Source organism: Micromonospora sp. SYSU B005 (genome assembly GCF_055362685.1).
Genome location: NZ_JAXCFU010000007.1, coordinates 139,253 through 160,787, shown reverse-complemented (window position 1 = coordinate 160,787; position 21,535 = coordinate 139,253). Strand labels below are relative to the sequence as shown.

Here is a 21,535-nt window from a genome sequence, read left to right as displayed (position 1 = left end):
GGTAGGCATCCGTCCCGCGTCGTCACCCCCGTCCCGGGGTGGCACCCGTCCCCGGGGAGCAGCGATGCAGCCCTCACCCGTCCGCCGCCGGCTGCTCGCCCTCGGCGCGGCCCTCGCGCTGACGCTCGGCCTCACCGGCGCTGCCCCCGCCGCCGCCACCGGCCGCGACGACGGCAGCGGCCCGCTGCCCGGCTACACCATCGTCAACCCGCCGCTGCCGCCACTGGTCGTGAACGGCGCCGCCACCACCGTGCGGCAGGGCGTGCACGCCAACGCCGGGTACGTCATCGAGATCCCGGCGCGCTGGAACGGCGAGCTGGTGATGTGGGCGCACGGCTACCGCGGCCAGGGCACCGAGCTGTCGCCCGAGCCGCCCGGCTTCGACCTGCGGCAGCGCTTGGTGGCACAGGGGTACGCGTGGGCGTCGTCGTCGTACGACCGCAACGGCTACGACGTGCGCTCCGGCGTACGCGGCACCCGCGCCCTGGCCGACCTGTTCAGCCGTACCGTCCGGCGCCCGCACCGGGTACTGATCGCCGGGGTGTCGATGGGCGGTCACGTCATCGGCCGGTCGCTGGAGCAGTACCCGGGCTTCTACGCCGGGGCGCTGCCGATGTGCGGGGTGCTCGGCGACCAGGAGCTGTTCGACTTCTTCCTGGACTACAACCTGGTGGCGCAGGCGCTGGCCGGGGTGCGCGCGTACCCGACGCCGCCCGACTACCTGACCTCGGCGGTGCCCCGGATCCAGGTCACGCTCGGCCTGGCCGGGCTGACCCCGGGCGGCCCGGACACCACGAACGCGCTCGGCAAGCAGCTGCGCGCGGTCACCGTGGAACGCTCCGGCGGGCCACGGCCCGGCGCCGACGCCGCGTTCGCGGTGTGGAAGGACTTCCTGTTCGGCATCGCGGTCAGCGAGGCGGACGGCTCCCCCGCCCGGCGGCCCGGTCAGCTCGCCACGAACCTGTTCACCAGGTACGCGCCGAACCAGCCGGTGAACCTCGACGCGACGGTGCAGCGGGTCGCGCCGGAGAACCTGCGCCAGCGGCTCTCGCCCGGTCTGACCGAGGTACCCCGGATCGCCGGGCGGCCCACCGCGCCGGTGCTCAGCCTGCACGGGCTCGGTGACCTGTTCGTGCCGTTCGGCATGGAGCAGGCGTACGCCCGGGACGTGGCCCGGCACGGCCGGTCCCGGCTGCTGGTGCAGCGGGCCGTGCGCACCGCGCAGCACTGCGAGTTCAGCCCGGCCGAGGCCGGTGCCGCGTGGGACGACCTGACCCGCTGGGTGCGTACCGGCAAGCGCCCGGCCGGTGACGCGGTCACCGACCGGCGCGCGGTGGCGGCGCCGGACTTCGGCTGCCGGTTCAGCGACCGGGCCGCCCGGGCCGCCGGCACCCGCCTGCTCTACCCGCCGTGCTGAGCGTGCCTCAGTCCTCCGCCTGGGAGTACCAGCCGCCCCGGTAGACGGTGCCCTGCGGGGTCGGCTGCGGCTCCGGCGGCGCCTCCGCCTCCTGCGGCGCGGCCCCGGCGGTGCGGCGGGAGCGGCGGACCCGGCTGACCACGAACCAGCAGGCACCGGCCAGCACGGCCACGATGACGACCTTCTGGAACGTGCCCGCGTACGCCTCGACCACGTGCCACTGCTCGCCCAGCAGGTAACCGGCGAGCACGAACGTGGTGTTCCAGATCAGACTGCCCAGCGCGGTGTAGAGCAGGAACACCGGCACCGGCATCCGTTCCACCCCGGCCGGGATGGAGATGAGACTGCGGAAGATCGGAATCATCCGGCCGAAGAACACCGCCTTGACGCCGTGGCGCAGGAACCACGCCTCGGTGCGGTCCACGTCCTCCAGCTTGATCAGCGGCAGCCGCGCGGCCAGCGCGCGCATCCGGTCCCGCCCGAGGGCCGCGCCGATGTAGTACAGCGCCAGCGCGCCCACGATCGACCCGATCGTGGTCCAGACGATCGCGCCGACCAGGCTCATCTTGCCCTGGCTCGCGGTGAAGCCGGCCAGCGGCAGGATCACCTCGCTGGGGATGGGCGGGAACAGGTTCTCCAGCGCCACCGCGAGGCCGGCGCCCGGGCCACCGAGCCGTTCCATCAGGCCGGTGACCCATCCGGTCACCCCGTCGCCGGACGGTTCCGCGGCCCGCGCGGTGCTCACCCGGGGGACGGCGAGCAGCTGTGCGTTTCCGATCATCGGACCAACGTTACGGGGCGAAGCCGCGGACGACCACGCGTGATGGAAACCATTATCGTGTACGCCATGCGTACGCCGCTGCGGATCGCCGTCGCCCAGCCGTTGACCCGCTCTTACGACGTCGAGGGCAACGCCGCCCGGCACGCCGACGCGGTGCGCGCCGCCGGGGCCCGCGTGGTGGTCTTCCCGGAGATGTCCCTGACCGGGTACGAGCTGACCGCCGCGCCGCTGGACCCGGCCGACCCGAGGCTCGCGGCGCTGCGGGCGGCCTGCGCCGAGACCGGCACACTGGCGCTGGCCGGGGCGCCGGTGCCCGGCCCGCACATCGGGGTGCTCGCGGTCGACGCCGAGGGCGTGCGGGTCGCGTACCGGAAGATGTTCCTGGGTGGCGCGGAGCCGCGGCACATGCGACCGGGCCGGGAGCCGGCGGTGCTCGATGTGGACGGCTGGCGGCTGGGCCTGGCGGTGTGCAAGGACACCGGGACGCCGGAGCACGCGGCGGCGACGGTGACGCTCGGCGCGGACGCCTACCTGGCCGGGGTGCTGGAGTCGGCGGACGACGCGGCGGTGCCCGAGGAACGCGCCCGCCGGGTCGCCGCCGCGCACGGCGTGTGGGTGGTGACGGCGAGCTTCGCCGGCTCGACCGGGGGCGGGTACGCGCGGGCCGCGGGGGGCTCGGGGATCTGGTCGCCGGACGGCGAGCCGGTGGCCCGGGCCGGTACGGGCACCGGCGAGGTGGTCGCCGGCACGCTCCGGTGACGGTCAGCCCTCGTCGGCGCCGCCGCGCAGCCGCTCGTAGCCGTCGAGCAGCTTGCGCAGCGCGGTGGCGATGACCGGGTCGATCTTGTCGTCCTCGGCCGCGTCGTCGATCTTCTCCCGCAGATCCTCGACCCGCTTGCTCCGGTCCTTCGGCTTGCCCCGGTCCAGCTCGGCGGCCTTCTTGCGCAGGTCGTCGGCAACCTTGCGGTCGATCAGGCCGATCGACTCGGCCCGGTCGATCAGCTCACCGAAACGGTCGCCGAGCTGACGCAGCGTCACCGGTTCGGGCGCCGTCGACGGCGGCGCGGCACTGCTGGGCTCCGGGGCGGGCGGCTCGGCGGCGCCGGTCGACGGGCCGGCGGTGGGCGCGGCGGCCGGTGGGGTGCCGGAGCCGTCGCCCCACACCAGCGAGCCCACCACCGCGAGCAGCAGCACCAGGGCACCGGCGACGAGCAGCCCGAGCAGCCGGTTCGACGAGACCGCCGGGCGCGGCGGCGCGACGGGACGTGCCGGCGGGACCGGGCGGGACGCGGCGGCCGGGGACCGCTCGATCAGGGTCGGCGGGTGCGCCGCCGGCGCCACTGTGGGCAGGATCGCGGTCGGCGGGTCCACCGGGCGGCCCGCGCCGAGCCGGTCGGCGAGCCGGGCCGCTGTGGGTCGCCGCTCCGGATCCACGTCCAGGCAGGTCAGGACCAGGTCGGCGATCTCCGGCGGCAGACCGGGCACCCGCAGCGGCGGCACCGGCGGCCGGGTGCGCCGCACGTCCAGCACGTCGTCCCAGCTGCGCACCGGCAACGGTGCCCGGCCGGTGAGACTGCGGTACAGCAGCACGCCGAGCGCGTACACGTCGCCGGCCGGGTTCGCCGGGCCGGGATCGAGACGTTCCGGGGCGAAGTAGGCGGGGGTGCCCATCAGCAGCGCGCCGGTCTGCCCGGTGACCGGGTGCGGGCCGGCGGGCGCGGCGATGCCGAAGTCGAGCACCTTCGCGCCGGTCTCGGTGAGCATCACGTTCGCCGGCTTGATGTCGCGGTGCACCACGCCGATCCGGTGCGCCGCGGCCAGCGCGCCGGCGACCTGCCCGGCCGTGCGGACCGCGTCCGGCCAGGCCAGCGGCCCGCCGTTCAGCCGGTCGGCGAGCGTCTGACCCTCCACCAGCTCCATCACCAGGTACGGGACGACGACGCCGCTGTCCAGCGTCGCCTCGCCGTAGTCGTACACCTGGGTCACGTGCGGGTGGGTGAGCCGCGCCGCCGCGCGGGCCTCGCGCTGGATGACCGCGCGCAGTTGCGGGTCGGCGGCGAGCTGCCCGGCGAGGGCCTTGACCGCGACGGGCCGGTGCAGCACCTCGTCGTCGGCGCGCCACACCTCGGACATCCCGCCGAGACCGATGCGTTCGCGCAGGACGTACCGGTCGTGCAGGCGCAGGGCGGGCGTGAACGGCGACATGATGCCTCCAGTGTGCCCGTCCGGTCCCCGTGCCCGTCAACCGCCCGGCCCGGGGCCCGGCGTCAGGGCTTGCGGGCGACCCCGCCGTACATGCTGACGTCGATCACCGACGGGCGCGGTTCGGGCTCGCCGTCGGCGCGCCACTCGGCGACCGAGCAGATGCCCGGCTCGACCAGTTCCAGGCCGTCGAAGAAGCGCACGACCTCCTCCCGGCTGCGCAGGTTGATCACACCGTGCGGACCGCCGCCGCGGGCCGCCGCCTTCGCCTCGGCGGCCACCTCGGCCGGCAGGTAGTCGTGGGTGGCGTGCGAGGCGGCCAGGTAGCTGCCGGCGGGCAGGGCGTCCAGCAGGCGGCCGACGATCGAGTACGGGTCCTCGTCGTCGGGCACGAAGTGCAGCACCGCCAGCAGCATCAACGCCACCGGCTGGGAGAAGTCCAGCGTGCGGCGCAGGTCGGGGTGGGCGAGGATGCGCTCCGGGTCGCGCAGGTCCGCGTCGAGGTAGGCGGTGGCGCCCTCGGCGGAGCTGGTGAGCAGCGCGCGGGCGTGGGCCAGCACGATCGGGTCGTTGTCGACGTAGACCACCCGGGCGCGCGGGTCGGTCGCCTGCGCCACCTCGTGCGTGTTGTCGGCGGTGGGGATGCCGGTGCCGATGTCCAGGAACTGCCGGATGCCCGCCTCACCGGCCAGGTGGCGCACCGCGCGGCGCAGGAACCGCCGGTTCTCCAGCGCGCTGATCCGGATGGTCGGGAACCGCGCGGCCATCGCGTCGCCGGAGTCGCGGTCGGCCTGGAAGTTGTCCTTTCCGCCGAGCCAGTAGTTGTACCGGCGGGCGGGATGCGCCACCGTGGTGTCGATCCGGCCCGACTCGGGTGCCGTACCTGGTGCGTCGCTGGTCAAGGCCGCCTCCACGACTCGGGTGCCACCGTCCACTGTCTTCGGTCGGCGGTCATGCTACTGCCCGCCACCGCGCCGGTCAGGCCGGGTAGAGCTCGTCGCGCAGGCGGGCCAGCAGTTCCGGGGTCCGCTCCGGCGGCGCGGCCTCCACGCACAACCGTTCCATCGCCTCGGCGTAGAAGTCGAGGTCGTCGCGCTTGTCCAGGTAGATGGCGCTGGTGAGCTGCTCGATGTAGACGATGTCGGGCAGGTCGGCGTCACCGAAGCGCAGGATGCTGAACGCGCCGCTGGCCGCGGCGTGCCCGCCGGCGGCGAACGGGACGATCTGCAACCGCACGTGCGGTCCCGAGGTCGCCTCGATCAGCGCGTCCATCTGCTCGCGCATCACCGCGGCGCCGCCGATCGGTCGGCGCAGCACCGCCTCGTCGAGCACCGCCCACAGCTGCGGCGGGTTGGGCCGCCGCAGCAGCTCCTTGCGCTGCATCCGCAGCTCCACCCGCCGGTCCAGCTCCGCCGCCGACGCGCCGCGGTGGCCGAGCAGGATCACCTGCCGGGCGTACGCGGCGGTCTGCAACAGGCCGGGTACGAACTGCACCTCGTACGTGCGGATCAGCGCGGCGGCCGCCTCCAGGCCCAGGTACGACTGGAACCAGGCGGGGAGCACGTCGCCGTAGCGGTGCCACCAGCCCGGGCTGTTCGCGTCGCGGGCCAGCTTGAGCAGCGCGTCGCGGTCCTCCGGAGCGGTGACGCCGTAGAGCGTGAGCAGGTCGGCCACGTCGCGCTCCTTGAAGCCGACCCGGCCCAGCTCCATCCGGCTGATCTTCGACTCCGACGAGCGGATCTCCCAGCCGGCGGTCTCCCGGCTGACCCCGGCACTCTCCCGCAGCCGGCGCAGCTGCCCGCCGAGCAGCATGCGCAGCACTGTCGGACCGCTTGTCGGACCACCCTCGACGGGCACCGTCGCCACCTGACCGCCCTCGCATCCCGACCGCCCCGGCCGGGCACCCTCCCGGACCGACGAGTAAGCATGCCATGAACCGACAGTGAGGTGAACTCCTCCGGACGGACGAAGTCAGTCCCGTGTACGGGACGGCGGGATCAGGTGGTCGAAGTCGCCGTCCCGCGCGCCGAGCACGAAGGCCGCGATCTCGTCCACTGTGTAGATGAGCGCCGGGCCCTCCGGGTGCCGCGAGTTGCGGACCGCGATGCCGCCGCCGTCGGGCAGCTCGGCCAGTTCGACGCAGTTGCCGCTGGGGTTGCTGCGGCGGCTCTTCAGCCAGCGCATCGGTGGCAACTCGGTCACGGGCACGCCGTTCGGGGGTTGCTGCATGGGCGTCCTTCGGGATGAGCCAGCCGAGGCCGCGGGGAGGAGCGGTGGGTGGCGACGTCTGTCGACTGAGGAGTGAGATGCACGTGCATCTGCTATTGCATCTGCAATGGACGGAGAGGATGATACTCGAAATACGGTGTGCCGGTTCGCTCACGTACGGTGACCTGAGCCCGGCCCCGGGGACGCCGCTCCGCGCGGCTTCGGGACTGCGGTGAGGAGGACGCGTTGGCGGATCCGATGACCATCGCCTCCGGCATCTCCGCAGCGGGCGCGCTCGTCTCCGCCTGGCAGTTACGCCGCCGCGCGCTGCGCGCCGAAGCCGAGATCGAGCTGCTCCAGGCCGAGCTGGCCGCCGAGCGGCACGCCGCCAGCCACGACCCGCTCACCGGGCTGCCCAACCGCCGCGCGTTCTTCCGGCTGGCCGCCGCCCTGCTCACCGACCCCGCCGGCCAGCCGCTCGTCGCGGTCGTGCTCGACCTCGACAACTTCAAGCAGGTGAACGACCGCTACGGGCACGCCGCCGGGGACCAGGTGCTGGTCAGCGTCGCGCAGCGGCTCGCCGCGTTCGCCGGCCCCAACCTGGTCGCCCGGCTCGGCGGCGACGAGTTCGCCGGACTGCTGGCCAGCCCGACGCCGGACCGCCGGTGGATCGAGCACGCCACCCGGCGGCTCTGCGAGGCGCTCGCCGCGCCGATCCCGCTCGGTGCGCGCAGCATCCAGGTCACCGCCTCCGTCGGGCTGGCGCCGGTGCACTGCCCCAACCAGCTCACCGACGCGCTCTGCCGCGCCGACGCGGCCATGTACGAGGCGAAGACGCTCGGCGCGTCCCGCCCGGCCCGCCAGCTCGTCGCGGAGTGCTGAGCGGCTCGTCCGCTAGCTCGTCGCGGGGTGCCGGGGCGGCTCTGTCCGGTGGGTCAGCGCCAGCCGTAGCCGGCGCGCAACGCCTGCCCGACCCGGTCGAACCGGGGCCGGTCCAGCACCGCGCCCTCGCGGCGGATGCTGTCCTCGCGCATGGTGAGCACCCGGTCCAGGCGAACCCAGCTCGGCCGCTCGTCCCGGTCCCACTCCCCCGGGCCGAGCGCCAGCCAGTGCCGCTGGCCGTCCCGGTCGCTCTGGCTTGACAGCATCAGCCCGAACAGCGTGCGGCTGTGCCGGCCCACCACCAGCACCGGGCGGTCCTTGCCCTGACGCGGATCGTCCTCGTACGGCACCCAGGTCCAGACGATCTCGCCCGGGTCGGCCTGCCCGTCCGGCTCCGGGGCGTACGACAGCTCGCGACGCTGCAACGCGCTGACCTGGCGGCGGCGCGCGACCTGAGCCGGGATCGGCCCGCCGGGGCGGGTGGGCACGGGTACGCCCCGGGTGATCCGGCCGAGCTTCGACGCCACGTTCCTCAACAGACCTGCCACGGCGGGCAGCCTATCGGTCGGGGTGCGCCAGGCCCGGAATCGGGTCGCCGGAGCGGGTACGCGGTGCCATCATGCCCCGGTGACAGTGCCCCGCCACCAGATCCGCGCCGCGTACACCGGCACCGCCGTCACCGTCTACCAGGCGTACCCGCCGGAGATCGCCGACGCGGCGCTGCGCGCGGGGCGGTTCGTGCCGCCGTTCAAGCGGGAGCGGATGACCTGGATCAAGCCCTCGTTCCGCTGGATGATGTACCGCTGCGGCTGGGCGCTCAAGCCGGGCCAGGAACGGGTGCTGGCGGTCGACATCAGCCGGGCCGGCTTCGAGTGGGCCCTGCGCCACGCCTGCCTCAGCAGCTACGACCCGCGTCTGCACCCGGACCGGGACGCCTGGCGGCACAGCCTGCGGGTCAGCCCGGTGCGGGTGCAGTGGGACCCGGAACGCTCGCTGCCGCAGGCGCCGCTGCCGTACCGCTCGCTGCAGGTCGGGCTGACCGGCGACGCGGTACGCCGGTACGTCGACGAGTGGGTGGTCGGGCTCACCAACGTCACCGGGCTGGCCCGGTCGGTGCACGGTCGTCTCACCGACGGCGACGAGGCCGGGGCGGCGGCGCTGCTGCCGGTGGAGCGGCCGTACCCGCTGCCGGTCGAGGTGGCCCGGATCGTCGACGCCGGCTGAGCGACCCCGGCACCGGGCGGGCGCCGCGAGGCGCGCTGTTAACAAGGGGCCCTTCTACTACGGGAGGCGTTAACAGGGGGCCCTTCCTTACGCTGGGGGCGTGGAGTTGCCCGACGATCTGCCGCTGTTCGAGCGCAGCGCGGTGCGGCTGGTGGTGCTCGACGCCGCCGACCGCCTGCTGCTGTTCCACACCCGCGACCCGGACCACCCCGACCTCGGCGTGTGGTGGGAGCTGCCCGGCGGCGGGCTGGACCCGGGCGAGACGTACCGGGAGGCGGCGGTCCGCGAACTGCGCGAGGAGACCGGCATCGCGATCGGCCCGGACGAGGTGGGCGCTCCCACCTGGCGGCGGCGGGCCAGCTTCCGGCACCGCCAGCGCCGTCACCTCCAGGACGAGGTGGTGGTGACGGTACGGCTGCCCGGCCCCGGACCGGACGTGGACGAGGCGCTGCGGCTGGACTACGAGGTGGAGGACTACTTCGGGTTCCGCTGGTGGCCGCTGGCCGAGGTGCTCGCCGAGCGGCCGCGCTGCTATCCCGGGCGACTGCCGGAACTGCTACCGGCGTTCCTGGCCGGTACGGAGATCGACGAGCCGTTCGAGCTGTGGTCCTGACGCGGGGCGTGCCGCCGGGCGCGCCGGCGGGCAGAGTGGAGCCGTGACTCCTCTGCGCGCACCCCTGGCCCGTTACGCCGAGCGGCTGCACCGCGCCGCCGGTGACACCCACCACGTCGCCTCATCGCTGGGCGCCTGGCTGCTGCTGGCGCTGACCGGCCCGGCCGCCACCGGCGACGCCCGCGCGGCGCTGGCCGAGGCGCTCGGCGCCGACCCGGACGACGCCGCCGCCGAGGCCCGGGCGCTGCTCGCCGCGCCGCACCCGATGGTCGCCGCCGCCACCGCGCTGTGGGAACGCACCCCGGCCGCCGAGCTGGCCGCGTGGCGGGCCGCCCTGCCGGAGGCCACCCAACGTGGTCCGCTGCCGGACCAGGCGGCGCTGGACGCCTGGGCCCGGGAGCGTACCGGCGGGCTGATCGACAGCTTCCCGGTCGACGTCGCCCCGGACACCCTGCTGATGCTGGCCAGCGCGCTCGCGACCCGGGTGTCGTGGGCCGACCCGTTCGACACCACCGCGGGTGCGGAGCTGGGCGCGGGCAGCGCCTGGTCCGGCCGGCTGAGCCGGGTGCTGCGTACTCCGCCGTCCGGGCACCGCTGCTGGGTGGCGGCCACCGACCGGGCCGGTGACGTGGCGGCGCACGCGGTGCCTGCCCGCACCGGCGACGACGGCGCGGGGATGCTCGTGGTGTCGGTGGCCGCCGCGCCCGAGGTACCGGCGGCCGATGTGCTGGCCGCCGCGCAGGAACTGGCGAGCGCCGCCGCGTTCGCCCCGGACGCCGTACCGGGTCACCGGTCGCTGTTCGACCTGCCGCTGGGCGAGACGGCACTGTGGACGCTGCGGGAGGAGCCGGTGAACACGTTCGCGGCGGACGGCCGGGAGGAACGCGCCACGGCGGTGCTGCCCTGCTGGTCGGCACGCAGCCGGCACGACCTGACCGCGCGCGGGTTCGGCTTCGACGCGGCGGCCCGGGCGCTCGGTGAGCTGCTGGGCCTGGCCGGGCCGAGGTTCGACGCCGCGCAGTCCGCGGTGGCCCGGTTCGGCCGCTACGGCTTCGAGGCCGCCGCGGTGACCGCGTTCGGCCGGGCGACAGCGCTACCGCCGGAGGGGATCGCGCGCGTCGCCGAGCTGCGGTTCGGTCACCCGTACGCGGTGGTCGCGGTGACCACCGACCCGGCCGGCGGCCCGTGGCACGCGCTGCCTGTCTACTCCGCCTGGGTGGCCGACCCGGAGGAGTTGCCCGCCGACGACGCCGGGTAGGCGGCGAGCGCGCTGCTGAGCTGGTCCAGTCCCAACGAGCCGAGTTCCAGCGCCCGGTTGTGGAACGCGCGCCGGTCGCCGGGGAACGCCGCGCGGCCGTCCCGCCACACCCGCTCCCCCACCTTGTAGGTGAGCGCCTGCCCGGGCCGGCCCAAATAGCGGGCCAGTTCCAGTGGTGCGTACGGGCCTTGGTGGCAGCGGTCGCGCAGCAGGTCCAGCGCGGCGTCGGGCGTCCACGGCGCGCCGCCGCCGGAGGGCATCGGCAGCTTCAGGTGCAGGCCGATGTCGAGCACCACCCGGGCCGCCCGCAGCAGTTGCATGAACAGGTGTCCCAGCCGGGCGCCCGGCTGCTCGTAGAGCCCGAGTTCGTCCATGAACCGCTCGGCGTACAGGGCCCAGCCCTCCTGGGCTCCGGAGAGCCCGCCGAGCAGGTTCAGCCGCTGCCCGGGCCCGCCCCGGCACGCCTCCGAGCCGAGGTGCAGGTGGTGGCCGGGGACGCCCTCGTGGTACGCGGTGCTGTACGCCCACCAGGTGGAGAAGTACTCCTGCCCCGCGGGCAGCAGCCACGAGACCCGGCCCGGCCGGGTCAGGTCCCGCGACGGCGCGATGTAGGCGGTGCCGCCCGACGTGGTGACCCGTGACTCGACGCGGCGCAGCGGCGCGGGAATGTCGAAGTGGACGCCGTGCATCCGCTCGGTGGTGGCCTCCAGCAGCTCCTGGAGCCAGGCGGCGAACTCGTCCCGGCTGCGCAGGACGCCCGGCGCGTCGGGACGGTCGAGCCGTTCCCGTACCTCGGGCACGGTGCCGCCCAGGGCCTTCGCCTCGGCGACCAGTTCCGCCTCGATCGCGGTGAACTCGTCCCAGCCCCACGCGTACAGGTCCCGCAGGTCCGGTTCCGCGCCGAGGAAGGCCCGCACCCAGAGGGCGTACCGCTGTGGGCCGAAGGCCTCGTCTTCGTGCGCCCGGGGCGCCAGGTCCGCGGTGAGCGTCGCGGCGAACCGCCGGTACGCCTCCCGCGCGCCCTGCGCCGCCGCCTGCAACGAGGCGCGCTGCGGGCCGTCGCCGTACCGCTGCACCAGGGCGAGGTCGTCGTCGAGCCAGGTGCGGCAGCGCCGCGTCACCAGGTCCACCTGACGCCGGGCCGGCAGGTGACCGCGCGCGGCGGCGAGCAACAGGCTCCGGGCGTACCCGTCGAGTGCGGCCGGGATGGCGGCCTGTCGCGCGCCGACGCGGGCCCAGCCGTCCTCGGAGGCCGCGCGCCCGGCGTCGCGGCCCGGCACCGCTGATTCGACGCACTGGCGGATGAGCTGGAGCGGGCCGGTGGCCGCGACGTGCAGTTCCCGCAGGTCCTCCCCGGCGTCGTGGAAGGCGATCCGGGCGCGCAGCCGTTCGGCGAGGTGGGCGTGCAGCGGGGTCGCGGGCAGCGTCTCGATCCGGCGCAGGGCGCGGGCGGCGAGGTCGGCGCGGGCCTGGTGACCGTCCGGGCTGTAGTCGGTGAGGCCGTCGACGTCCGGCTCACCGGCCTCGACCACGGCGGCGCACGGATCGAGGCGCCCCATCTCCCGCAGCAGCGCGTCGGTGAACTCGTCGATCATGGCGTCGAGGCTAGTCGCACGCTGGCGGGCTCCCGATACGCTCCCGCCGTGAACGTCGATGTGCCTCGCCGGCACCCGATCCAGGCTGTCGCGGCCCTGCCCGCCCTGCCCTGGTTGAGCACCCACCTGCTGCTCTACCTCGGCATCGCCATCGCGGTCCCGGTGCTGTGGCAGCTGACCCCGGCCGGCGGACTCGTCGAGGTCTCCGGCCGGGCCCTCACCGAGGTGTCGTCCGTGATCTTCAGCCGGGGCGGGCTGATCGTGAGCGCCCTGGCCGCCGGCAGCCTGGGACTGCTGCGCCTGCTGGCCGACGCCCGGTGGTACTGGTTCCGGCTGGCCGCGGTCCTGCTCCTCGCCGTGCCGTTCCCGCTGCTCGCGTTCGGCGTGGCCGGTGCGAAGGCGGCAATGCCGGTAGCAGTTGCCCATCTGCTGGTGGCGCTGCTCATCGTGCAGCCCCGGCGTTCGCACGGGATGGCCGACCGGGCCCCCGCCCGGTGACCACGGAGTTCGCGTCGGCCGGGGTGCCCGGAACCGGCGCGAACTCCGTGATCGACACGGTCAGACCGAGACGAGTTCCTTCTTCTCGGCCTTGGCGGCCAGGCGCTTCTCCCGTTCCTGGGCACCGATGAGGTCGTCCGGCAGGGAGTCCTCCACCTCCAGGTCGAACCGGCGCAGCAGCCGGATCGCGAAACCGCCCAGCGTGATGAGGATCAGCGCCGCGCCGAAGCAGATGTACGCGAAACCGATGCCCCGGCCCGGGCCGGTGCCGATCACCGCGCCCACCGAGCCGGCGAGCGCCCCGCCGGGTGCGAGCATCGGCTCGAACAGCGCGGTGGCGCCCGGCGCGAGCAGCGCGAACCCGATCGGCAGCGTCGACCAGGAGATGGTCTGGTTCAGGCTGAACACCCGGCCGTGGAAGCGCTGCGGCACCTTCACCTGGACGATCGTCGCGTAGATCGACTGCGCGGTGGTCATCGACATGGCCAGCCAGCAGAAGCCGACGCAGATCATCGCCACCGACGCGTCCAGGCCGATCAGCACGCAGCCGATCGCGGTGCCCAGGTTGCCGATGAGCACGCCGATCATGCGGCGCTTGCGCGGACCGCCCCACAGCGACATGAGCACGCCGCCGAGCACCGCGCCGACCGCCTCGGCCAGCGCCACCTGCGCCACCTGGGTCGGGCTGCCGAACGACAGCACCAGCGGCGTGATGAGCACCAGTGCGGGCGCCAGGAAGATGTTGCCCAGCGCGAAGTAGCCGAGCATCAGCCGGAACCCGCGGTGCCGCCACGAGTAGCGCATACCGTTGGCGATGGCCACCAGCAGTCGTTCCCGGGGCCGCCAGCCCAGCGCGTCCGGGAAACGGACCACGGCGAGGGTGAGCACCGCGAACACGTAGCTGGCCACGTCGACCAGCAGGATGCCCTTCAGCTCGATGGTGGCGAGCAGGCCGGCCGCGAACGCCGGCATGAGCAGCGTGGCCACACCGGTGGAGAGCTGGGTGATGCCCATGGCGTGACCCAGGTAGCGCTTGGGCACCAGCTGCGGCACCGCCGACTGGAACGCGATCCGCTGGAACGAACCGGCCACCGAACTGAGCGCCACCAGCATGTAGATGTGCCAGAGCACCAGGTTGTCGGTCCACAACAGGGCCGCCAGCACGAGCTGGACGGACCCGGCGAAGCAGCTCGCCGTCATCATGATCCGCCGCCGGCTGACCCGGTCGACCAGGGCGCCGGCCACCGGCAGCATGAGCACGCCGCAGATCAGCGCGAGCGCCCAGAGCAGACCGAGGTTCGCCACCGAGCCGGTGCGGTTGAACAGCCAGATCGGCAGCGCGAACGCGGTCAGCGCGGAACCGGTGCTGGAGATGAGCTGACCGGTCGTGATGGCCATGAACCGGCCCATGCTCGGCTTGACCGTCTTGGTGGGCTTACGGTCCTCCCCCACCCGCAGCGTGTCGGCCACCACCCAGCCGGCGTCCTCGCCCCGGGCCTCCGGCGTCAGCGCGCTGACGTCACCGGCGACCACCGCAGGGTGCACCTGCGTGACGATCTCGGCCAGTTCCTCGGCGCGGTACTTGAGGAAGAAGTGCCCGGCCTGGTCGAGGACCACGAGGCCGAGCGTGTCGCTGAGGAACTGCCACTCGGCGTACCGCTCGCGGTAGTAGTCGGTCACCGGATCCTCGGAGCCGACCACCGAGATGATCGGCGTCCGGAGCTTCTCCGCCTGCTGGTCCAGCAGCCGGGTGAAGTACTCCTCCGAGGCGCGGGAGTCGGCCCGCATGTTGCTGATGATCCGGTCGGCCTGCTCCGGGTCCAGCTCGTCGGTGTCCACACCCATCGACTTGAGCCAGCTCGCCGAGTGCCTGTTGCTGCTGAGCCGCTCGAGGCGGTCGCGGAGCGCCGCGATCACGCCCTTCGGACGGGCGAACGGGAACATGGCGCCGATGTAGACGGCCTCCAGGTCCCGGCCGGCCGCCTCGACCTTGCGGGCCACGTCGGCGAGGATGGCGCTGCCCACGCCGCAGTGGCCGTACAGGGCGATCGGTCCCTCGACCCGCTCCAGGATCTCGTCGGCGACCCGGCTGGTCAGCTCGTCGAACGGCAGCGCGTCCTCGCTGAGACCCACGTCGTGGCCGGGGATCGCCAGCGACCACAGCCCGTACCCGGCCGGCAGCGCGTCGGCAAGCGGCTGGTAGACGATGGCGCTGCCGCCGCCGTACGGAACGCAGACGTACGTCAGCACCCGCTTGCCCGCCGGGATCGGCTTGGTCAGCTCGTAGAGCAGCCGGCGCGGCCCCTCGTGCGCGGCGTCACCGGAGATGAACGCGGCGAGGTCCCGGATGGTGCGCTGCTGGAACAGGTCCATCACGCCGACCGCCCGGCCGCCCAGCTCCGCCTTGCGGATCTTGGCGACCACCTGGGTGGCCAGCATCGAGTGCCCGCCCAGGTCGAAGAAGTCGTCGTCGATGCCGAGCGTGTCCACGCCCAGCACCTCGGACCAGATCGCGGCCAGCGCCCGCTCGGTGTCGTCGCGCGGCTCGACGAGCGCCACCGACGCCTCGCGGGTGACCACCGGCGCGGGCAGCGCCTTGCGGTCCAGCTTGCCGTTCGGGGTCAGCGGCAGCGCGTCGAGCGTGACGAACGCGGCCGGCACCATGTATTCGGGCAGCGTGTCCTTCAGCGCCGCCTTCAGCGCGGCGTGCTCCGCCTCCCCCACCAGGTACGCGGTGAGCCGCTTGTCGCCCGGGCTGTCCTCGCGGACGATCACCGTGGCCTCGGTGACGCCCGGCTGGTCGCGCAGCGCGCTCTCGATCTCGCCCAGCTCGATGCGCAGACCACGCAGCTTGACCTGGTGGTCGATGCGGCCCAGGAACTCGATCACCCCGGCGCCGTCCGGGCCGACGACCCAGCGGGCCAGGTCACCGGTGCGGTAGAGGCGAGCGCCCGGCTCGCCGGAGAACGGGTCGGGGACGAACTTCTCCGCCGTCAGCGCCGGCCGGCGGTGGTAGCCGCGGGCCAGCCCGACACCGCCGATGTGCAGTTCGCCGGCCACCCCGACCGGGCACTGCGCGCCGGACGGGTCGAGCACGTGCAGCCGCAGGTTGGCGATCGGCGCGCCGATCGGCACGCTGGTCACCTCGGCGAGCCGGTCCGGCTCGCACGCCCAGGCGGTCACGTCGATGGCCGCCTCGGTCGGGCCGTACAGGTTGTGCAGGCCGCACCAGGGCAGCCGGGCGGTGAAGTCGGCCGCCGAGGCCAGCGGCAGCTCCTCACCGGAGCAGATCACCCGGCGCAGCGCGGTGGCCGCCTCCACGCCGTCCTCGGCGAGGAAGACGGTCAGCATCGACGGGACGAAGTGGGCGGTGGTGATCCGCTCGGACACCAGCAGGTCGCGCAGGTAGCCGGCGTCCTTGTGACCGCCGGGCTTCGCCAGCACGAGGCGGGCGCCGGTGCGCAGCGGCCAGAAGAACTCCCACACCGACACGTCGAAGCTCGCCGGGGTCTTCTGGAGCACCGCGTCGTCGGCGCCGAGGCCGTACGTCTTCTGCATCCAGTCGAGCCGGTTGACGATGCCCCGGTGCGTGTTCGGCACGCCCTTCGGGCGACCGGTGGAGCCGGAGGTGTAGATGACGTACGCCAGGTTCTCCGGCCCGGCGGCCGGCGTGGGGTCGGTCTCGGGCTGACCGGCCCAGACCGTGGCGTCGTCCAGTTCGAGCACCGTGGCGCCGGTGCCGGGCAGCACGTCGCGCAGGTGCGACTGGACCAGCACCACCGGCGCGTCCGCGTCGCCGACCATGAACGCGAGCCGGTCGGCCGGGTACTCCGGGTCCAGCGGCAGGTACGCGCCGCCCGCCTTCAGCACGCCGAGCAGGCCGGCGACCAGTTCCACCGACCGTTCCGCGCACACCCCGACCAGGGTCTCCGGGCCGACGCCCGCCGCGCGCAGCCGGTGCGCGATGCGGTTGGCCTGCGCGTTCAGCTCGGCGTACGTGCGGCTGTGCCCGTCGATGGTGACCGCCACCGCGTCCGGGGTGGCCGCGGCGCGCTCCTCGATCGGGCCGTGCAGCGTCTCGGCGCGCGGGAAGTCGGCGGTGGTGTCGTTCCAGGCGGCCAGCAGGTCCCGCTCGGCGGCGGGCAGCAGCGGCAGCCGGGACACCGGGGTGTCCGGCGCGGCGACGACCGCGTCCAGCAAGGTGGTCCAGCGCTGCGCCATCCGCTCGACACTCACCCGGTCGAACAGGTCGGTGTTGAAGACCAGCTTGCCCCAGAGACCGTCGACGGTCTCCACCGCGTGCAGCTCGAAGTCGAACCGGGTGGCCTGCAACTCCATCGGGGTCCAGGAGAACGTGACCTCGTCGGTGCGGGACACGCCGCGGAAGCGGCCCATCTCGTAGTTCTGCAGCACGAACATGGTCTGGAACACCGGGGAGCGGCTGACGTCGCGCGGCAGGCCCAGCTCGTGGACCACCTTGGCGAACGGCACCTCGGCGTGCTCGAAACCGTCGAGCACCGTACGGCGGGTGCGTTCCAGCAGCTCGGCGAACGTCGGGTCGCCGGCCAGGTCGGCGCGCAGCGGCAGCATGTTGATGAACATGCCGACGACGTTCTCCAGCTCCGGCGCGGACCGGCCGGCCACCGACGCGCCGATGGCGAAGTCGTCCTGGCCGGCGTGCCGGGCCAGCAGCACCTGGTACGCGGCGAGCAGCGTCATGAACAGCGTGCCGCCGCTGTCGCGGGTGAGCGTGTTGAGCGCCTCCGTGGCGGCCGGGTCGAGCTGGAACTCGACGAAGTCGCCCCGGTAGGTCTGGGTGGCCGGGCGCGGCCGGTCCAGCGGCAGTTCCAGCGGGGTGATGCCGGCCAGCCGCTGCTTCCAGTAGTCGACGTGCGCCCGCGCCTGCGGGCCGTCCAGCTCCTGGGCCTCCCAGACGGCGAAGTCGCCGTACTGGATCGGCAGGGCGGGCGGCTCGCCGCCCCGGTAGAGCGTGATCAGGTCGCGCAGCAGCACGTCCACCGACCAGCCGTCGCCGACGATGTGGTGCTGGGCGAGGAACAGCACGTGGTCGTCGGCGGTGAGCCGGATCAGCAGGGCCCGCAGCAGCGGCCCGTTCGCCAGGTCGAACGGCTCGGCCGCCGCCGCGTCGACGAGCGCCTGCGCGGCGGCCTCGTCGGGCGCCTCCACCACCGTCAGCGGCACGTCGGCGGTGTCCGCGACGACCACAGTGGGGCGGCCGTCGGCATCGGCCGGGAAGCGGGTGCGCTGCGACTCGTGCCGGTCCGCGAGCCCGGTCAGGGCGGCGCGCAGCGCGTCCACATCGAGTGGTCCGCGAACCCGCAGCGGCACCGCGATGTGGTACGCCGCCTCGCCCGGGGCGAGCTGGTCCATGAACCAGACCCGCTCCTGGGCGTAGGACAGCGGCACCTCGGCGCCGGACGGGCGGGGGGTGATCCGGGCCGCGGGGGCGGTCTGGCGGGCGCGCAGCCGTCGGGCGATCAGCGCCTGCCGGGCCGCCTCGCGGGCCGGATCCTTCAGGTCCGTCATCAGTTGGTTCCCTCTTCCGCCGCGAGCAGCGCGGCGACCTCGGTGTCGGAGAGCCCGTCGAGTTCGGCGGCGATCCGCTGTTCGATCTGGGCGGCCAGGTCCGCCACCACGGGGCTGCTGAACAGCGCCCGCATGGGCAGGTCGACGTCCACCTCGGCGCGGATCCGGGCCATCGCCCGCATGCCGCGCAGCGAGTTGCCGCCGAGGGCGAAGAAGTCGTCGTGGGCGCCGACCTTCTCCACCTGGAGGATCTCGGCGTACACCTCGGCGACCAGGGCCTCGGCCTCGGTGCGGGGCGCGACGTAGCTGTCCTCGGCCGGTTCGGCCGCCGCCGGGGCGGGCAGCGCGGCACGGTCCAGCTTGCCGTTCGGCGTCAGCGGCAGCGCGTCCAGCCGGACCAGGGCGGCCGGCACCAGGTGCGCGGGCAGCTCACGGGCCAGTTCGGCGCGGACCGAGTCCTCGTGGGCCGGGCCCACCAGGTAGCCGACGAGCGTCGGCTCGCCGCCGTCGGTGCGGACCGCCGCGGCGGCGGCGCGCACGTCCGGGTGGGCCAGCAGCGCGGCCTCCACCTCGCCCAGCTCGATCCGCATACCGCGCACCTTGACCTGGTCGTCGCGGCGGCCCAGGTAGTCCAGCGTGCCGTCGGCACGCCAGCGGGCCAGGTCGCCGGTGGCGTACATCCGCGCGCCGGGCGGGCCGTACGGGCAGGGCAGGAAGCGCTCGGCGGTCAGGGCGGGCCGGTAGTGGTAGCCGCGCGCGAGCTGGGTGCCGGTGACGTACAGCTCCCCCACCACGCCCGGCGGCACCGGCCGCAGGGCGGCGTCGAGCAGCAGCGCCCGGGTGTTCCAGGTGGGCGTGCCGATCGGCACCGGACCGGCCGGGACCGGTTCGCCGGGGGCGATCCGGGCCGCGACGCAGCCCACAGTGGCCTCCGTCGGGCCGTACTCGTTGATGACTGCCACGTCGGGGTGCGCGGCCCGCCATGCGGCGAGCTGCTCACCGGTCAGCGCCTCGCCGCCGATCACCAGGTCGGCCGTCGGCGACAGCTCGCCGTCGAGCAGCGGCAGGTGGCTCGGCGTGACCTTGAGGAACGCGGGCCGGCCACCGGCGCGGGCGGCGGGATCGTCGATCGCGGCGAGCCGTACCGTGCCGCCGGCGGTGAGCGTGCCGAGCAGGCCGGTCACGGTCAGGTCGAACGACACCGGCGAGTGCAGCAGCGCCACCCCGGCCAGCCCCGGGTAGGTCGCGCGGGCCCAGGCCAGGTACGCGGTCACCGCCCGGTGCTCGACCACCACGCCCTTCGGGCGGCCGGTGGAGCCGGAGGTGTAGAGCACGTACGCCGGGTGCTCCGGGCGCAGCGGCGCGACCCGGTCGGCGTCGGTGAGGTCGTCGCCGGACTGGTCCGAGCCGACCTCGCCGTCGAGCACCAGCGCGTCACCGGGCACCAGGGCGGCGGTGTCCGGCGCGGTCACCACCAGCGCGGGCGCGGCGTCGGCCAGGAGGTAGGCGATCCGGCCGGCCGGGTACGCGGTGTCCACCGGCACGTACGCGGCACCGGCCTTGAGCACCGCCAGCATCGCCACGACCAGGTCGCAGGAGCGGGGCAGCGCCAGCGCGACCCGGGTCTCCGGGCCGGCGCCGCGCGCCACCAGCAGCCGGGCCAGCCGGTTCGCGGCGGTGTTCAGCTCGCCGTAGCCGAGCGTCACGCCGTCGCAGACCAGCGCCGCCGCGTCCGGGGTGGCGGCGGCCTGCCGCTGCACCTCGTCGACCACAGTGGTCACCGGCACGTCGTGGACGGTGTCGTTCCAGGTGCCGAGCACCCGATCCCGCTCGGTGTCGGTGAGCAGCGGCAGCGCGCCGACCGTACGCTCCGGCTCGGCGACCGCGGCGGCGAGCAGCCGTACGTAGCGGTCGACCACCGTCTCGGCCGTGGCCCGGTCGAACAACTCGGTGCGGTAGACCAGGCGGCAGTCGCCGGTGGTGATGTCGAAGGCCAGGTCGTCCTTCGTGGTGCCCAGCTCCACCGGGTCGAGGCCGGAGTCCGGGATCCAGTTCAGCGCGGTCTGGAAGATCGGCTGCACCGACGGGTCACGCTGCGGGTCGACCGCCTCGACGATCTTCTGGAACGGCGTCTGCCCGTGCTCCATCGCGTCGATCAGGCCGTTGCGGACCCGGCCGAGCAGCGCCGCGAACGTCGGGTCACCGGAGACGTCGCAGCGCAGCGCCACCGGGTTGACGAACATGCCGATCAGCGGCGTCAGCTCCGGATTGTCCCGGCCCGCGGTGGAGACGCCGACCACCACGTCGGCGTCGCCGGAGATCCGCGACAGCAGCGCCGCGAAACCGGCCAGCAGCACCATGTACGGCGTGGCCTGCGCGCCGGTGGCCAGCGCGCCGACGCGGTCCAGCAGCCCGTCGGGCAGCGTGAAACGCACCTCGTCACCGGCGAAGCCGAGTTGGGCCGGGCGGGGCCGGTCCAGCGGCAGCCCGGTGACCGGCGGCGCGCCGGCCAGGTGACCGGTCCAGAACGCGAGCTGCCGGTCCAGCTCCGCACCGGTGAGCTGCTGACGCTGCCAGACCGCGAAGTCGGCGTACTGGATGGGCAGCTCGGGCACGGCGGGCTCGGCGCCGGTGCGCGCGGCCTCGCAGAACGCGACCAGCTCGGCGTGGAACAGCACCGCCGAGTGGCTGTCGAAGACAGCGTGGTGCACCACGAACGCCAGCGCCAGCCCCTCCTCCATGCGGATCAGCCGGGCCCGCCACAGCGGCGCCGCGTCCAGCGGGATCGGCGTGCGGGCCATCTCGCCGCGGATGCGCTCGAACTCGGCCCGCTGCTCACCGGCCGGCAGGTGGGTGATGTCGGTGACGGGCAGCGACGCCGGCTCGTGGGCGCGCACGACCTGCACCAGCGCGCCGTCGTCGGTCCGCAGGTGGGTACGCAGCGCCTCGTGCCGGGCGATCACCCGGTTGACCACGTCACCGGCCGTATCGGCGTCCACGCCGGCCGGGAACAGCCACGGGAAGGACACGTTGAACACCGGCGACCCGGCGTCGAGCTGGTTGGCCATCCACACCCGCTCCTGGGCGTACGAGGCCGGGAAGGTCCACTCCTGGCTCGTGCTCATGAGAGGGCCTCGCGCACGGAGCGGGGACGCATGTCGGTCCACACCTCGTCGACGTGGGCCAGGCACTCCTCGCGCGTGCCGGCGAAGCCGGTGTCGTGCCAGCCGGCGGGCAGGTCCCGGTCGGCCGACCAGATCGAGTACTGCTCCTCGTCGTTGCGCACGACCAGGAATCGGGGTTCGGCCAT

The 21,535-nt window shown here is 74.3% G+C and carries 17 protein-coding genes; 7 read left to right on the top strand and 10 right to left on the bottom strand.

Annotated features, from left to right (window positions below; all coding sequences use genetic code 11):
• The first annotated feature begins 64 nt into the window (after window positions 1–64).
• Window positions 65–1,417 (top strand): alpha/beta hydrolase family protein, encoded by a 1,353-nt coding sequence (locus tag SM452_RS17975; protein ID WP_355509315.1) that lies wholly within the window; start codon window positions 65–67, stop codon window positions 1,415–1,417.
• Window positions 1,418–1,424: 7 nt separating this feature from the next.
• On the opposite strand, the gene SM452_RS17970 is transcribed toward SM452_RS17975, so the two are convergent.
• Window positions 1,425–2,198 carry a DedA family protein gene (locus SM452_RS17970; RefSeq protein ID WP_463840338.1) on the bottom strand — a complete coding sequence of 258 codons (774 nt, stop codon included), beginning with the start codon at window positions 2,196–2,198 and terminating at the stop codon, window positions 1,425–1,427.
• Between the two features lie 66 nt (window positions 2,199–2,264).
• Between SM452_RS17970 and SM452_RS17965 the strand changes: the two genes are divergently transcribed.
• Window positions 2,265–2,957 carry a carbon-nitrogen hydrolase family protein gene (locus SM452_RS17965; protein ID WP_463840337.1) on the top strand — a complete coding sequence of 231 codons (693 nt, stop codon included), beginning with the start codon at window positions 2,265–2,267 and terminating at the stop codon, window positions 2,955–2,957.
• Between the two features lie 3 nt (window positions 2,958–2,960).
• Here SM452_RS17965 and SM452_RS17960 read toward each other — a convergent pair whose 3' ends face one another.
• From SM452_RS17960 to SM452_RS17945, 4 genes are all read right to left on the bottom strand, one after another.
• Window positions 2,961–4,403, bottom strand: coding sequence for a serine/threonine-protein kinase (locus SM452_RS17960; RefSeq protein ID WP_463840336.1), 1,443 nt, complete (start codon window positions 4,401–4,403; stop codon window positions 2,961–2,963).
• A 62-nt stretch (window positions 4,404–4,465) separates the two neighbouring features.
• Entirely contained in the window at window positions 4,466–5,302 is an 837-nt protein-coding gene (locus SM452_RS17955) for an SAM-dependent methyltransferase (protein ID WP_463840335.1), read from the bottom strand.
• Window positions 5,303–5,378: 76 nt separating this feature from the next.
• Complete coding sequence (locus SM452_RS17950) at window positions 5,379–6,266, bottom strand: helix-turn-helix domain-containing protein (RefSeq protein WP_194801709.1); 888 nt, start codon at window positions 6,264–6,266, stop codon at window positions 5,379–5,381.
• A 105-nt stretch (window positions 6,267–6,371) separates the two neighbouring features.
• On the bottom strand, window positions 6,372–6,629 hold the full coding sequence (locus SM452_RS17945; protein ID WP_135239836.1) for a DUF397 domain-containing protein: 258 nt from the start codon (window positions 6,627–6,629) through the stop codon (window positions 6,372–6,374).
• Between the two features lie 225 nt (window positions 6,630–6,854).
• Between SM452_RS17945 and SM452_RS17940 the strand changes: the two genes are divergently transcribed.
• Window positions 6,855–7,490 carry a GGDEF domain-containing protein gene (locus tag SM452_RS17940; RefSeq protein ID WP_355509321.1) on the top strand — a complete coding sequence of 212 codons (636 nt, stop codon included), beginning with the start codon at window positions 6,855–6,857 and terminating at the stop codon, window positions 7,488–7,490.
• 53 nt (window positions 7,491–7,543) lie between these two features.
• On the opposite strand, the gene SM452_RS17935 is transcribed toward SM452_RS17940, so the two are convergent.
• Window positions 7,544–8,038 carry a type II toxin-antitoxin system PemK/MazF family toxin gene (locus SM452_RS17935; protein WP_355509323.1) on the bottom strand — a complete coding sequence of 165 codons (495 nt, stop codon included), beginning with the start codon at window positions 8,036–8,038 and terminating at the stop codon, window positions 7,544–7,546.
• Between the two features lie 79 nt (window positions 8,039–8,117).
• On the opposite strand from SM452_RS17935, the gene SM452_RS17930 reads away from it, so the two are divergent.
• The 3 genes from SM452_RS17930 to SM452_RS17920 all read left to right on the top strand — a co-directional run bounded on the left by SM452_RS17930 (window position 8,118) and on the right by SM452_RS17920 (window position 10,585).
• Window positions 8,118–8,714 carry a DUF4291 domain-containing protein gene (locus tag SM452_RS17930; protein WP_463840334.1) on the top strand — a complete coding sequence of 199 codons (597 nt, stop codon included), beginning with the start codon at window positions 8,118–8,120 and terminating at the stop codon, window positions 8,712–8,714.
• Between the two features lie 100 nt (window positions 8,715–8,814).
• On the top strand, window positions 8,815–9,327 hold the full coding sequence (locus SM452_RS17925; protein WP_463840333.1) for an NUDIX hydrolase: 513 nt from the start codon (window positions 8,815–8,817) through the stop codon (window positions 9,325–9,327).
• A 43-nt stretch (window positions 9,328–9,370) separates the two neighbouring features.
• Window positions 9,371–10,585 (top strand): hypothetical protein, encoded by a 1,215-nt coding sequence (locus tag SM452_RS17920; RefSeq protein WP_463840332.1) that lies wholly within the window; start codon window positions 9,371–9,373, stop codon window positions 10,583–10,585.
• Here the strand turns inward: SM452_RS17920 and SM452_RS17915 are convergent.
• Entirely contained in the window at window positions 10,531–12,180 is a 1,650-nt protein-coding gene (locus SM452_RS17915; RefSeq protein ID WP_355509331.1) for a DUF885 domain-containing protein, read from the bottom strand. The genes SM452_RS17920 and SM452_RS17915 overlap by 55 nt on opposite strands.
• A 48-nt stretch (window positions 12,181–12,228) precedes the next feature.
• Here SM452_RS17915 and SM452_RS17910 point away from each other — a divergent pair, with 48 nt between their 5' ends.
• Window positions 12,229–12,678: a hypothetical protein gene (locus SM452_RS17910; RefSeq protein WP_355509332.1), complete on the top strand. Its 450-nt coding sequence runs from the start codon at window positions 12,229–12,231 to the stop codon at window positions 12,676–12,678.
• Window positions 12,679–12,738: 60 nt separating this feature from the next.
• On the opposite strand, the gene SM452_RS17905 is transcribed toward SM452_RS17910, so the two are convergent.
• Genes SM452_RS17905 through SM452_RS17895 form a run of 3 tightly spaced genes read right to left on the bottom strand, consistent with a single transcriptional unit; the run spans window position 12,739 to window position 21,535 of the window.
• The gene (locus SM452_RS17905; protein ID WP_463840331.1) at window positions 12,739–18,225 is read right to left on the bottom strand and encodes an amino acid adenylation domain-containing protein; all 5,487 of its coding nucleotides are present in this window, start codon (window positions 18,223–18,225) and stop codon (window positions 12,739–12,741) included.
• A complete protein-coding gene (locus SM452_RS17900) occupies window positions 18,225–21,350 on the bottom strand; it encodes a non-ribosomal peptide synthetase (RefSeq protein WP_463840330.1) in 3,126 nt (1,041 codons plus the stop codon). The genes SM452_RS17905 and SM452_RS17900 overlap by 1 nt, the downstream gene beginning before the upstream one ends.
• On the bottom strand, window positions 21,347–21,535 hold the full coding sequence (locus SM452_RS17895) for an MbtH family protein (protein ID WP_135239827.1): 189 nt from the start codon (window positions 21,533–21,535) through the stop codon (window positions 21,347–21,349). Before SM452_RS17895 ends, SM452_RS17900 begins: the two co-directional genes overlap by 4 nt.

Excerpts from the sequence above, each read along its gene's own strand:
- SM452_RS17965 (WP_463840337.1), top strand. The coding sequence starts at position 2,265 with ATGCGTACGCCGCTGCGGATCGCCGTCGCCCAGCCGTTGACCCGCTCT.
- SM452_RS17970 (WP_463840338.1), bottom strand. The coding sequence starts at position 2,198 with ATGATCGGAAACGCACAGCTGCTCGCCGTCCCCCGGGTGAGCACCGCG.
- SM452_RS17945 (WP_135239836.1), bottom strand. The coding sequence starts at position 6,629 with ATGCAGCAACCCCCGAACGGCGTGCCCGTGACCGAGTTGCCACCGATG.
- SM452_RS17895 (WP_135239827.1), bottom strand. The coding sequence starts at position 21,535 with ATGGCCGAACCCCGATTCCTGGTCGTGCGCAACGACGAGGAGCAGTAC.
- SM452_RS17975 (WP_355509315.1), top strand. The coding sequence starts at position 65 with ATGCAGCCCTCACCCGTCCGCCGCCGGCTGCTCGCCCTCGGCGCGGCC.
- SM452_RS17915 (WP_355509331.1), bottom strand. The coding sequence starts at position 12,180 with ATGATCGACGAGTTCACCGACGCGCTGCTGCGGGAGATGGGGCGCCTC.
- SM452_RS17900 (WP_463840330.1), bottom strand. The coding sequence starts at position 21,350 with ATGAGCACGAGCCAGGAGTGGACCTTCCCGGCCTCGTACGCCCAGGAG.
- SM452_RS17960 (WP_463840336.1), bottom strand. The coding sequence starts at position 4,403 with ATGTCGCCGTTCACGCCCGCCCTGCGCCTGCACGACCGGTACGTCCTG.
- SM452_RS17905 (WP_463840331.1), bottom strand. The coding sequence starts at position 18,225 with ATGACGGACCTGAAGGATCCGGCCCGCGAGGCGGCCCGGCAGGCGCTG.